Raw genomic sequence first — 12,683 nt, forward strand, 5'->3', positions numbered from 1 at the left:
GGGGCGGCCGGCCCCGCCCCCCCCCCCCCCCCCCCCCCCCCACCCCAAGGCCGGGCCGGTGCGAGGCCGCCGCCGCCATGGAGGCGGCCGTCCGGTAACGAGTCGGCATCCTCCGTGCGAAGGGCCATTGACACTCCGCTGACGGGGCCCGTACGGTCCTGTCCCAAGCGACTGGAAAGTTTCCTAACAGTTCGCCGCTGGCCCGACCGGAATCACGGTCGCCCCGAGGAGGAGGATCGTCGCGTGACCAGAAGCCACACCAAGATCCCCCTCGCCGGCACCCCCAGTCTGCTGCGGGCCATCAACGACCGCGCCGCACTCGAACTGCTGCTGGCGAACGGACCGCTCTCCCGCACCCAGATCGGCACTCTCACCGGGCTCTCCAAGCCGACCGCCTCCCAGCTGCTGGCCCGGCTGGAAGCGGCCGGGCTGGTGCTGCCGGTGGGCACCACGGCCGGCGGCCCGGGCCCCAACGCGCAGTTGTACCAGGTGAATCCCGCCGCCGGATACGTCGCCGGACTGGACGTCACCAACAGCCACGTCCGGGTCGCGGTCGCCGACATCAGCGGCACCACCCTCTCCGAGCACGTCGTCCCCACCAAGGGCTGGCAGGCCGCCGCGACCGTGCCCCGGGTGGCCGCCGCGGTCGCCGAGGCGGTCCGCGCCGCCGGGCTCGCCGAGGGCGCGCTGCACACCGTGGTGATCGGCGTCGGCGGCGCGCCCGACCCGGTCACCGGCAAGCTGCGCTACGCCTCGCACCTGCCCGGCTGGCACGCGCCCCGGCTGGTCGAGGGGCTGGCCGAGGCGATCGGCGCGCCGGTGACGATCGAGAACGACGTGAACCTCGCCGCCGTCGCCGAGCAGTCCTCCGGCGCGGCCGGGGGCTTCGAGGACTTCGTGCTGCTGTGGGCGGGCGAGGGCACCGGTGCCGCGATCGTGATCGCCGGCCGGCTGCACCGCGGCTTCACCGGCGGCGCCGGGGAGGTCGGCTACATGCCGGTGCCCGGCTCGCCGGTCCGGGACGTCCGCCGGCGCAACTCCGGCGGGTTCCAGGAACTCGTCGGCGCCCCCGCCGTCCGGGCCCTGGCCAAGGAGCACGGGATCGCCGCGCCGACCGCCGAGGAGGCGGTCGCCCGGGCCCTCGCCACCCCGGGCGCGGGAGACGCCTTCCTCACCGAACTGGCCGCCCGGCTGGCCGTCGGCCTGGCCGTGATCGTCGCCGTCGTCGACCCCCGGCTGGTGGTGGTCTCCGGCGGGGTCCCGACCGCCGGCGGCGAGCGGCTGCGGGCCCTGGTCGAGGAGGAGCTGGCCAGGATCTCGCCCGCCCGGCCCGAGGTCCGGAGCAGCACGCTGACCGGCTCGCCCGTCCTGATCGGCGCGCTGGCCCGCGCGCTGGCCGCCGCCCGTGAGGCGGTCTTCTCCACCCACTGACGTCCTACGCCCTACGCCCGACGCCCAGTCTGCACCGCTCGCCCCTGCACCCACCTCTCCCCATCCCCAACGCGGGACCCGAGGCAATGACGCCTGCCCGCGGCACCCCCAGGAGGACCTCGAAGTGCAATCCACCACCTCCCCCGCCCGCAGAAGCCGCCGGACGCTCGCCGCCGTCACCGGCAGCGCCGTCCTCGCCCTGCTCGCCACCGCCTGCACCGGCAGCAGCGACGGCGACGGCAGCGACGACTCGGCCAGTGGCAAGGACGTCACGATCACCTTCTGGCACGGCTGGAGCCAGGACTCCGAGGTGAAGGCGATCAACGACAACATCGCCGCCTTCGAGAAGGCCCACCCCAACATCCACGTCAAGGCCGTCGGCAACATCGCCGACGACAAGGTCAACCAGGCCCTGCGGGCCGGCGGCGACGACGCCCCCGACGTGGTCTCCTCCTTCACCACCAACAACGTCGGCATGTTCTGTTCGACCAAGGCCTTCGTCGACCTCAAGCCGCTGCTGGCCAAGGACAACATCGACGCCGCCAAGACCTTCCCGGCCGCGATGCTCAACTACACGCAGTTCCAGGGCAACCAGTGCTCCCTGCCGCTGCTCGGCGACGCCTTCGGCCTGTACTACAACAAGAAGGCCTTCGCCGACGCGGGCATCACCAACCCGCCGAAGACCTTCACCGAGTTCGCCGAGGTCGCCAACAAGCTCACCGTCCCCGAGGGCGACGGCTACAAGCAGCTCGGCTTCATGCCGCTCTACCACGGCTACGAGTCGACCACCGAGCACTTCCTCGGCCAGTACGGCCCCACCTACTTCGACCCCGCCGGCAAGTCCACCGTCGCCACCGACCCGAAGGTCGCCGCGATGATGAAGTGGCAGAAGAGCATGGTCGACAAGCTCGGCGGCTACGACAAGCTGGACAAGTTCCGGGCCACCTTCGGCGAGGAGTTCAGCGCCAAGAACCCGTTCCACACCGGCCAGGTCGCGATGGCCATCGACGGCGAGTGGCGCACCGCCTCGCTCGCCACCGACAAGCCGGACTTCGAGTGGGCCACCGCCCCGTTCCCGGTGCCGGACGACCAGCAGGACACCTACGGCCGCGGCTACCAGACCGGCACCATCGTCGGCATCGCCAGCACCAGCAAGAAGCAGGCCGCGGCCTGGGAGTTCGTGAAGTTCCTGACCACCGACACCGACGCGGTCGTCTCCTTCGCCAACGCGATCCACAACGTGCCGAGCACCTTCGCCGCCCTGGAGTCGCCGAAGCTGGTCGCCGACGAGAACTTCAAGACCTTCGTGAACATCGCCAAGCACGCCAGCTCCGGCACCACGCCGGCCGTGGTCAACGGCGGCGGCTACCTGGTCTCCGTGCAGAACCTCGGCTACGACTACGAGTCCGGCAAGCAGACCGACCTCACGGCCGGCCTCACCGCCACCGCCAAGGAGATCGACGCCGCCATCGCCCAGGCCAAGTAGCGCGCACCCCGCACGCCCGGCCCGTCCTCGGAGCTCCCATGTCACTCGCGTCCGCCACCCGCAAGGGGGCCGGAGCGACCGCCCCGGCGGCGCCTCCCGTGCAGCAGCAGCTGCGCCGGAAGCGCCGCCGGGCGGCGGCCCGCACCCTCGCCTTCCTCTCCCCCTGGCTGATCGGCTTCAGCGTCTTCTTCCTGTACCCGCTGATCTCGACGATCTACTTCTCGTTCACCAAGTACAACGGCTTCGGCTCGCCCACCTTCACCGGCCTGAAGAACTGGGACTACGTCTTCAACGACCTCCCGGCGTTCTGGCAGGGCCTGCGCAACACCCTGTGGCTGGTCGTCGTCATGGTGAGCCTGCGGGTGGCGTTCGGTCTCGGCATCGGGCTGCTGATCACCAAGATCAAGTCCGGGGCCGGCTTCTTCCGGACCGCCTTCTACCTGCCGTACCTGGCCCCGCCGGTGGCCGCCACCGTCGCCTTCGCCTTCCTGCTCAACCCCGGCACCGGCCCGGTGAACCACTTCCTCGGCGAGATCGGGCTGCCGCAGCCCGGCTGGTTCGCCGACCCGGACTGGTCGAAGCCCGCGCTCACCCTGCTCGCCATGTGGGGCGTCGGCGACCTGATGGTCATCTTCATGGCGTCCCTGCTGGACGTCCCGAGGGAGCAGTACGAGGCCGCCGAGCTCGACGGGGCCGGCCCGTTCCAGCGGTTCCGCTACGTCACCCTGCCGAACATCTCGCCGATCATCATGTTCGCGGTGGTCACCGGCGTCATCCAGACCATGCAGTACTACACGCAGGCCTTCGTCGCCGGGAAGGTCGCCGCCGGCAACGCGGGCAACTCCGGCCAGCAGTTCGAGCCCGGCTACCCGAACGGCTCCACCTGGACCCTGCCGCAGATGGTCTACAACCTCGGCTTCCAGCGCTTCAACTACGGCGCGGCGTGCGTCGTCGCCCTGGTGCTGTTCGTCATCTCGATGGCCGTGACCTCGGTGCTGATGCGCCGCAAGTCCGGCTTCATGGCCAGCGACGACTAGCGGCCCAGTGAGGACACGATCATGACTCTCAGCTCGACCCTCCCCTCCGAGGCACCCGGGAAGCGGACCGGCCGGGGCGTCGCCCGCGGCCCCGTCACCGCCGCCGAGCGGATCGCCCGCCGGCGCGCGCTGCTCAACTGGGTGGCCGTCCACTCGCTGGCGATCGCCGCCGGCCTCTTCTTCCTGCTGCCGTTCGTCTTCGTCTTCCTCACCTCGGTGATGACCGACAGCCAGGCACTCACCACCGACTACTGGCCCACCTCGTGGAACTGGGGCAACTACGGCAAGGTCTGGAACACCCCCGGCTTCCTCACCTGGTGGCGCAACACCCTGCTCTACGCGCTCGCCGGCACCCTGCTGACCGTCGTCTCCAGCCTGCCGGTCGCCTACGCCCTCGCGAAGTTCCGCTTCCGCGGCCGCAACCTGGCGATGATGGCGGTCATCTCGATGATGATGCTGCCGCCGCAGGTCACCATCATCCCGATGTACCTGTTCTGGGCCAAGCAGTTGGGCCTCGGCGGCTCGCTCTGGCCGCTGATCATCCCGATGGCCTTCGGCGACGCCTTCTCGATCTTCCTGCTGCGGCAGTTCCTGCTGACCATCCCCAAGGAGTACATCGAGGCGGCCCGGATCGACGGCTGCGGCGAACTGCGCACCCTGCTGCGGGTGGTGCTGCCGATGGCCAAGCCGGCCATCGCCGCCGTCGCGCTGTTCCAGTTCTTCTACTGCTGGAACGACTACTTCGGCCCGCAGATCTACGCCAGCAGCAACCACGACGCCTGGACCCTCTCCTACGGCCTGGAGTCCTTCAAGGGCGCCCACCACACCAACTGGAACCTCACCATGGCCGCCACCCTGCTGGTGATGGCTCCGGTGATCATCCTCTTCTTCTTCGCACAGAAGGCCTTCATCGAAGGCGTGACACTGACAGGGGTCAAGGGCTGATGTCCGCACTCAAACTGGCCATCGTCGGCGGCGGTTCGACGTACACCCCGGAGCTGATCGACGGCTTCGCCCGGCTCCGCGACACCCTGCCGATCGGCGAACTCGTCCTCGTCGACCCCGCCGCCGACCGGCTGGAGCTGATCGGCGGGCTGGCCCGGCGGATCTTCGCCAAGCAGGGCCACGGCGCGGTCGTCACCACGACCACCGACATCGAGGCCGGCGTCGCGGACGCCGACGCGGTGCTGCTGCAGCTGCGGGTCGGCGGACAGGCCGCCCGCAACCAGGACGAGACCTGGCCGCTGGAGTGCGGCTGCGTCGGCCAGGAGACCACCGGCGCGGGCGGCCTCGCCAAGGCGCTGCGCACCGTCCCGGTGGTGCTCGACATCGCCGAGAAGGTCCGGCGCGCCAACCCGGACGCCTGGATCGTCGACTTCACCAACCCGGTCGGCATCGTCACCCGCGCGCTGCGCGAGGCCGGCCACAAGGCCGTCGGCCTGTGCAACGTCGCGATCGGCTTCCAGCGCCGCTTCGCCAAGCACCTCGGTGTCGACCCGGAGCTGGTCCGGCTCGACCACGTCGGCCTCAACCACCTCAGCTGGGAGCGCGGCGTCACCCTGCTGGACGCGCCCGGCGCGGCCGGCGGCCGGGAGGTGCTGCCGGAGCTGCTGGCCGGTTTCGGCAAGGAGATCGCCGACGACATCCGGCTGCCCCGGCGGGTGGTCGAGCGGCTCGGCGTCGTGCCCTCCTACTACCTGCGCTACTTCTACCAGCACGACCTGGTGGTGGAGGAGCTGAAGGTCAAGGGCTCCCGGGCCGCCGAGGTCGCCGAGATCGAGCGGCAGCTGCTGGAGCTGTACGCCGACCCGGCCCTCGACACCAAGCCGGAGCTGCTCGACCGGCGCGGCGGCGCGTTCTACTCCGAGGCGGCGGTGCAGCTCATCGCCGCGCTGCTCGGCACCGGCGGCGGCACCTCGGTGCAGGTGGTGAACACCCGCAACGACGGAGTGCTGCCGTTCCTGCCCGACGACGCCGTGATCGAGGTGCCGGCCGAGGTCGACGCGGCGGGCGTGCGCCCGCTCCCGCAGCGCCCGCTCGAGCCGCTGTACGCCGGCCTGGTCGCCGCCGTCACCTCGTACGAGCACCTGGCCCTGGACGCCGCCCTGCGCGGCGGTCGCGACCGGGTCTTCGACGCACTGCTCGCCCACCCGCTGGTCGGCCAGATCGAACTCGCCGACCGGCTCACGGACCGGCTGCTCGCCCACAACCGCGAGCACCTCGCCTGGGCCTGACCCGCCCGGCCTCCGCGCCGGTCCCGTCCGGCGCCGGACCGGGCCGCCGGTCCCCCGGCCCGCACCCCGTGGGGGGAGTGCGGGCCGGGCCACCGGCGGCCCGGCGGACGGCGCCCGGCGGACGCCGGCAGGAGAAGCCATCCCCGGCCGGGAAAGACCCCCGGCCGGGCCACGTACGACGAGCCGCGGGGACCCGATGACCCACCAGCCCGAACCACACCTGACCGGCGTCCTCGCCATCGACGCCGGCAACTCCAAGACCGACGTCGCCCTCGTCGGCGCCGACGGCCGTGTCCTCGGCTCCGCCCGGGGCGGCGGCTTCACACCGCAGAAGACCGGTAGCGCCGCCGCCGTGGCCGGCCTCGCCCCGCTGGTCGAGGAGGCCGCCGCGGCCGCCGGGCTGACCGGCTGGACCGGCCCGCTGACCAGCCACGTCAGCGCCTGCCTGGCCAACGCCGACCTCCCGGTCGAGGAGGAGGGCCTGCGCGTGGCCCTGGAGTCCCACCCCTGGGGCGTCAGCAACACCGTGGTCAACGACACCTTCGGCCTGCTGCGGGCCGGCACCGACGGCCCGCGCGGGGTCGCCGTCGTCTGCGGCGCCGGCATCAACTGCGTCGGACTGTTGCCGGACGGCCGCACCGCCCGCTTCCCCGCCCTGGGCGAACTCACCGGTGACTGGGGCGGCGGCTCCGGCCTGGCCGTCAGCAGCATGTGGCACGCCGTCCGCGCCGAGGACGGGCGCGGCGCGCCGACCGCGCTCGCGTCCGCGATCGCCGAGCACTTCGGCCTGCCCAGCGCCGTCGCCGTCGCCGAGGCCGTCCACCTCGGGCACCTGCCGTTCGCCCGGCTGCACGAGATCGTGCGGGTGCTGTTCGCGGTCGCCAGGGAGGGCGACCGGGCCGCGCTGGAGCTGATCGACCGGCAGGCCGACGAGATCACCCGGCTCGCGCTGGTCGCCCTCCGCCGCCTCGACCTGCTGGACACACCGACCCCGGTGGTGCTCGGCGGCGGAGTGCTGGCCGCCCGGCAGTCGCTGCTGCTGGACAACGTGACGGCCCGGCTGGCGCGGGAGGCGCCGCTCGCCGAGCCCCGGGTCGTCGTCGCGCCGCCGGTGCTGGGCGCGGTCCTGCTCGGCCTGGACCACCTGCGGGCCGGACCGCAGGCGCAGGAGCAGGCGCGGCGGGCCTACGACCCGGCGCACTCGGTGGCCGCGTAGCCGCCGGGCGGCACCTCCGCCCCGCGCTCCCGCCCTGCGCTCCCGCCCTGCACTCCCGCTCGCCCTCGGCTCGCCTCCGGCGCGCTGTGTCCTCGGCGTCCTCGGTCCTCCGCGTCCTGTGTCCTCGACGCCCTGAGCCTCGGCACCCTCTGTCCTCCGCCCCCGCCGGGCCCGCACGCCCGGCGGGGGCGGTCGTGCGTCCGGGACGGGAACGGCGGGTGGCGGAACCGGTGGAGCGGAACCGGTGGGACGGATTCCACGTGTACGCGGGTGTCTCGTCCGGTCCCGTTCCTGGAAGACTCATCCCCATGACCGCGCCCCGTCGCCTCCTCCTCGCCGTGCTGCTCTGCTGCGCCGTCACCACCGGCCTCTCCGCCTGCACCCCGATCGACGAGGACCCGACGCTGGCGATGTCCTCGGACGAGGTCGGCGACGCCGAGGACGCCGGGGACGCCGACGACCTCGAGGACGCCGGGGAGGACGGGTACCCGGACCTCGAGGAGTACTGGGCGGCCCCCGAGGCCGGGGCCGACCTCGACCTCGCCGCCTCCCCCACCGCCCCCTCCCCCACGGCTTGCGCGACCGGGGCCGGGCACCGGGTGGTCCAGGTCCTCGACGTCCGGGACGGCCGGCTGAGCGTCCGCCCGGTGCCGCCCGGCTGCCACCCGGACGCCGAACCGGCCGACCTCGCCCTGGCGGCGCACGCCACCGCCACCCTGATCGACCTCCCGCACGACGACCCGGCCAAGGAGGTCCAGTTGCCCGTCCTCCTCGACCACCTCGACACCTGTCTGTCCGAGGGCGAGCCCGAGCCCCCGTACGCCTGTTACGGCGACACCTACGACCTGGTCGTGGACGCCCGCGGCCGGATCACCCGGATCCGGGAGCTGCGGGCGGCCTCCTGAGCCGTCTCGCACGGGCGGCGGGACCGGCCGCTCCGACGGCGGGGCTTGACCTCAGGTGCGGTTGAGGTTGTCGGATGGGGGGCGTGACCCGGACGCCCGGTCCGCCCGAGCGGCGGGTGACGGATCGCGACCGGTCGGAGCCGCGCGGTCGATGCCCATTCAGCGGCGTGGTCCGGGACCGGTCCCCGGGGGCCGCCTCCGATCCTGCGATCGTGCCAGGAGGCGGCCCCCGCTAGGGTTCCCCGGCCCGAGCGGTGCGCCGCATCCGGTCCGCCACATCCGGTCTGCCGAATCCGGTCGACAGGAGCGGCGCGGGTGGCCCAGAGTCAGGACACATGACCGACCTCGCCGGACTCCCGCCGCTCCCCGCCCGCTACCGGTCCGGACCGGCGGCCGTCACCGACGCCCCCGCCGTCGCCCGGCTGGTCGCCGCCTGCGAGCGCGACCTGCTCGGCCGTACCGAGAGCACGCCGGGCGAGGTCGCCGCCGACCTCGCGCACCCCGGCCTCGACCCCGCCCGGGACGCCCTGCTGGTGCGGGACGGCCGCGGCGAGGTGGCCGGCTGGGCGTGGGTGCGCGGCGGACGGCGGAGCCGGGTGGACGTCCACCCCGGGCACCGGGGCGCCGGGTTGGGCGGGTGGCTGCTCGACTGGACCGAGGACCGGGCCCGGCGGGCGGGCGGGGAACGGCTCGCGCAGGCCGTGGAGGACGGCGACCGGGCCGCCGTGGGGCTGCTGCGCTCGCGCGGCTACCTGCCGTTCGTCTCCCAGTGGCAGCTGGGGATCGCCCTGCCCGCCGCTCCGTTGACGGCCGCGCCGCCGTCGGGAGTCTCCGTGCGGCCGTTCCGCCCGGGCGACGAGCGGGCGGCGCACCGGGTGACCGAGGACGCGTTCGACGAGTGGCAGGTGCGGCGCAGTCCCTACGAGGAGTGGTCACTGCGGACGGTCGGGCACGACTCGTTCGCGCCCGCGCTCTCCCGGGTGGCCTTCGCCGGCGGGGAGATGGTGGGCGCGGCGCTGGCCCTGGACGTGCCGGAGTCCGGCGAGGGCCTCGTCGAGCGGCTGGCCGTCCGCCGGGACCACCGGCACCGGGGGATCGCCCGGCTGCTGCTCGGCGAGGTGTTCGGCGCGGTCCACCGGCACGGCCGGGAGCGGTGCACCCTGTGGACGCACTCGGAGACCGGCGCGCTGCCGCTGTACGAGCGGTTGGGGATGACGGTCCGGCGCACCTCGTCGATGTACGGCAAGGCCCTCGGAGCCTAGGCCGCCGCCCCGGCCCCGCCCGAACGGCGGGGCCGGGGCGGCGGCGCGGTGCTCAGGCCGTGCCGCGGCGGCGGCGCCGGAGCCGGCCGAGGGCGGCGGCGCCGCCCGCGAGCGCGAGGGCCACGATCGAACCGCCCGCGAGCAGGGGCGTGCGGGAGGGCGGCTCGGCCGCAGGGCCGTCCGGCCCGTAGCCGCTGGACATGCCCCGGGTGTCGTACTCGGAACCGGCCAGCTTGTCGGCGTAGCGGGCCTTGACCAGCTTCTGGTAGTCGGCCAGCGGCACCGCCGACCGGCCGTCGAGCCCGGCCCTGGCCTGGTCGTTGAGCGGCTCCACGGTGGTGAGCGTCAGCCGGTACCAGCCGCGGATCTGCGGCTCGGTGAAGACCAGGGAGCCCGGGGTCGCGCTGCCCGCGTACCCGGCGTCGGTGTCGCCGTCCCGTACGCCCGCCAGGTGCCAGCCGCCGCCCTCGGTCGGGGCGAGCAGCACGGTGGCGGTGCGGTCGTTGACGGCGGCGCCGAGCGAGGAGACCAGGTGGCTCAGCCTGACCGCCTCGGTGGGGACCGGCAGCGCCGTGCCCGCGACGAAGTCCGGGGTGATCTCGTGCACCGCGAGCGGGTCCTTGAGCGTGAACGCGGGCAGGCCCGCGCACGGTTCGGCCGTGTCGGGGACCGTGACCACGGCGTCCGACCCGGTGTCGGGGCCGGCCCCGGGCAGCGGGGTGGCGAGGAAGCGGCAGACGGCGTCGTGGACGCCGGCCGACCGCACCGCGTCCAGGGCGGCCTGGTAGTCGGGGATGTCGACGGCCCGGGCCGGGCCGGCGGCGGACAGCAGCACGGTAGCCCCCAGCGCCAGGACGAGGGGCAGCCGGGCGAACCGGGTGGCCTTCCGGCCGACGGGCTCGGTTCGGTCACTCATGGGTCGTCCTCCTTCTCTGTCTTCTCGGTCTAGCGGGAGATGCCGGTACGGGAGTGGGTCCACTGGAACGAGCTGTTGTTGACGTAGTCGGCGTAGTTCCACCACGTGTAGGTGGTGGTGTCCGGCCACGGGTCGCCGACGGCGATGGTGTTGTTCGAGGTGTCGAAGCCGTAGACGACGTTCATGTGGCCGCCGCCGGACTTCCAGCCGATCCGGGCGCCGATCGGCCGGGCGGCCTTGACGTCGGTGGTGACCTCGGCGAACGACGCCGCGCGAACGAGACCGGTACCGGGCTTGGCCAGGCCCAGGCTGGACCAGGCGTTGGCCATGTCCTCGAGCCTGGCGGGCTGGTTGTCGCAGCTCGGCCCGCCGCTGTACTGGGAGGCCCGGGCACAGAAGTCCGCCTGGGTGGTGCCGTATCCCTGGAACTTGGCGATGGTGAGCCCGGAGGCCGACCAGCACCACTGGGTCTTCTCCTGCTTCAGCATGGTGATCTGGTCGTAGGCGGACTCCGCCCGGGCCGTACCGCCTGCGGCCAGGAGGACCGCCGAGACCGCGAGTGCCAATGCCGGCCCGGTGGCCGTGTATCCGAATCTGCTCATTGCCTGCCTTCCCATGGGGCGTGGGGTGCCCAGCCACATGAGAGCGCGGACCGCCGCCGTTCTCCGGAGGACTCGTGGAAAGCAGGGCCGAACGGGTTGTTAGCCATATGAGAGGGGGATGGCTTGAAATATTCGTGGCCGGAGGACCCTTGGCGCGCCCGGTTCCACTGCACCGCCCCGTGGCGGGCGGCGACTCCCCGTTCGGATGAACGTGCCTTGCAGTGCTGGCCGTTCACGGACGGCCACTGCTACCAATTGCCAGGTACTCGAACCATGGCGAGAGTGCACCGCCCAGCCGTGCGCGAGCCGTACGGCCTCCAGTGAGAACGGAACCCGCCTAATGGCAACCGCCCTCCGCAAGACGCTCGCCCTCGCCACCCTGGCGCTGACGGCCTCCCTCCTGCCCACCGGTACGGCGGGAGCCGCCGACGTGGCACGCCCGGCCACGCGCACGCCCGGCGTCTACTGTCTCGCCAACATCTGGAACAAGCCGGACGCCTCCACCAAGGCGTGCGACGCCAACGACCAGGGCCAGCACTGGGCCGTCACGGGTCAGCAGATCGCCCTCGCCAACGCCCGGGCCTACTGCCTCGCCAACACCTGGAACAAGCCGGACGTCTCCGTGAAGCCGTGCGCCTCCGGCGACCAGGGCCAGTACTGGACCGTGAACAGTGACCAGATCGCGCTGACCTTGGCGCCCGCCTACTGCCTCGCCAACACCTGGGGCACCCCGACCGTCTCCGTGAAGCCGTGCGACAAGTCCGACCGGGGCCAGCACTGGGTGGTCTTCGGCGACCAGATCAGCCTCTCGCAGGTCTGACCCGCCCAAGCCTCCCGCTCCGCGGCCCGGCCGCGGAGCGGGAGGTCGGCACGGCCGACTTTCCGTGCGGCACCGGACCGCCCGACTCGACGGCTGTTCAGGCCGATCCTGCCGCCTCAGCGGTCCATGCCCAACCGGGCCGCGATCGAGCCCGGCAGCGGGTACGGGCGCTCGGGCGGAAGGAGGCGCTGGGCCTGGGCCGCCCGGCCGCCCTGGACGAGGGCGGCGATCTTCCGGGCCTGCGGGGTGAGGTCGGTGATGCCGGTGATCCACTCCTCGGCGAAGGTCCGGATCAGGGTGCGGCCCACGCCCACCTGGATGCTGTAGTGGTTGAGCGCGGCGCCCCGCAGCGAGCGCTCCGGATCCCACTGGACGTGCACCTCGGCGCGGGCGAGCTCCGCCGGGTCTGCGGTGGTCAGGACCGCGCGGCGCAGGGCCTCCTCCCAGCCGGCGCGGGTGATCCGGACGGCGAGGACGCGTTCCTGGCCGGGCTTGCGCGCCCAGTTGCTGCGGTGCATCAACCAGGCGAAGGAGGGCTTGATCCAGGTCATCCGGCCGAAGGAGAAGGGCGGCACGAACCGCTGGGCGGCGAGCGCGGGTTCGGCGACGGCGGGGGCGTACGCCTGGTAGAGGGTGATGGTGGCGGCGTCGAAGTCGGCCCGGATCCCGCGCTGCTGGTGCATGGCGTCCGACTCTGCCAGCGGCACGGCGGCCTGAGCGAGCGGTTTTCGTCCGTGCCGGGGCCGATGTCCGACGTGGCGGCACCGCCGGACG

Annotated in this window: 12 protein-coding genes; 9 read left to right on the forward strand and 3 right to left on the reverse strand. The window is 73.2% G+C overall.

What is annotated here, in order from left to right:
* The first annotated feature begins 243 nt into the window (after positions 1-243).
* From SM793_RS26960 to SM793_RS26995, 8 genes are all read left to right on the forward strand, one after another.
* Positions 244-1,431 (forward strand): ROK family transcriptional regulator, encoded by a 1,188-nt coding sequence (locus tag SM793_RS26960; RefSeq protein WP_320440879.1) that lies wholly within the window; start codon positions 244-246, stop codon positions 1,429-1,431.
* A 124-nt stretch (positions 1,432-1,555) separates the two neighbouring features.
* Entirely contained in the window at positions 1,556-2,917 is a 1,362-nt protein-coding gene (locus SM793_RS26965; RefSeq protein WP_320440880.1) for an ABC transporter substrate-binding protein, read from the forward strand.
* Between the two features lie 38 nt (positions 2,918-2,955).
* Positions 2,956-3,954, forward strand: a complete 999-nt coding sequence (locus tag SM793_RS26970; protein WP_320440881.1) for a sugar ABC transporter permease — start codon at positions 2,956-2,958, stop codon at positions 3,952-3,954.
* Between the two features lie 21 nt (positions 3,955-3,975).
* Entirely contained in the window at positions 3,976-4,899 is a 924-nt protein-coding gene (locus SM793_RS26975; RefSeq protein ID WP_320440882.1) for a carbohydrate ABC transporter permease, read from the forward strand.
* Complete coding sequence (locus SM793_RS26980) at positions 4,899-6,188, forward strand: 6-phospho-beta-glucosidase (protein WP_320440883.1); 1,290 nt, start codon at positions 4,899-4,901, stop codon at positions 6,186-6,188. Before SM793_RS26975 ends, SM793_RS26980 begins: the two co-directional genes overlap by 1 nt.
* A gap of 196 nt (positions 6,189-6,384) precedes the next feature.
* Positions 6,385-7,404 (forward strand): N-acetylglucosamine kinase, encoded by a 1,020-nt coding sequence (locus SM793_RS26985; protein WP_320440884.1) that lies wholly within the window; start codon positions 6,385-6,387, stop codon positions 7,402-7,404.
* 308 nt (positions 7,405-7,712) lie between these two features.
* On the forward strand, positions 7,713-8,309 hold the full coding sequence (locus SM793_RS26990) for a hypothetical protein (protein ID WP_320440885.1): 597 nt from the start codon (positions 7,713-7,715) through the stop codon (positions 8,307-8,309).
* 335 nt (positions 8,310-8,644) lie between these two features.
* Entirely contained in the window at positions 8,645-9,571 is a 927-nt protein-coding gene (locus SM793_RS26995; RefSeq protein ID WP_320440886.1) for a GNAT family N-acetyltransferase, read from the forward strand.
* A 52-nt stretch (positions 9,572-9,623) separates the two neighbouring features.
* On the opposite strand, the gene SM793_RS27000 is transcribed toward SM793_RS26995, so the two are convergent.
* Together SM793_RS27000 and SM793_RS27005 are read right to left on the reverse strand one after the other, a co-directional pair.
* On the reverse strand, positions 9,624-10,487 hold the full coding sequence (locus SM793_RS27000; protein ID WP_320440887.1) for a hypothetical protein: 864 nt from the start codon (positions 10,485-10,487) through the stop codon (positions 9,624-9,626).
* Positions 10,488-10,516: 29 nt separating this feature from the next.
* The gene (locus SM793_RS27005; protein ID WP_320440888.1) at positions 10,517-11,089 is read right to left on the reverse strand and encodes a papain-like cysteine protease family protein; all 573 of its coding nucleotides are present in this window, start codon (positions 11,087-11,089) and stop codon (positions 10,517-10,519) included.
* A gap of 340 nt (positions 11,090-11,429) precedes the next feature.
* Between SM793_RS27005 and SM793_RS27010 the strand changes: the two genes are divergently transcribed.
* Positions 11,430-11,909 (forward strand): ricin-type beta-trefoil lectin domain protein, encoded by a 480-nt coding sequence (locus SM793_RS27010; RefSeq protein WP_320440889.1) that lies wholly within the window; start codon positions 11,430-11,432, stop codon positions 11,907-11,909.
* Positions 11,910-12,025: 116 nt separating this feature from the next.
* On the opposite strand, the gene SM793_RS27015 is transcribed toward SM793_RS27010, so the two are convergent.
* Positions 12,026-12,592, reverse strand: coding sequence for a DUF4291 domain-containing protein (locus tag SM793_RS27015; RefSeq protein ID WP_320440890.1), 567 nt, complete (start codon positions 12,590-12,592; stop codon positions 12,026-12,028).
* Positions 12,593-12,683 lie beyond the last annotated feature (91 nt).

It is taken from the genome of Kitasatospora purpeofusca, assembly GCF_034043715.1.
Lineage (GTDB): Bacteria > Actinomycetota > Actinomycetes > Streptomycetales > Streptomycetaceae > Kitasatospora > Kitasatospora purpeofusca_A.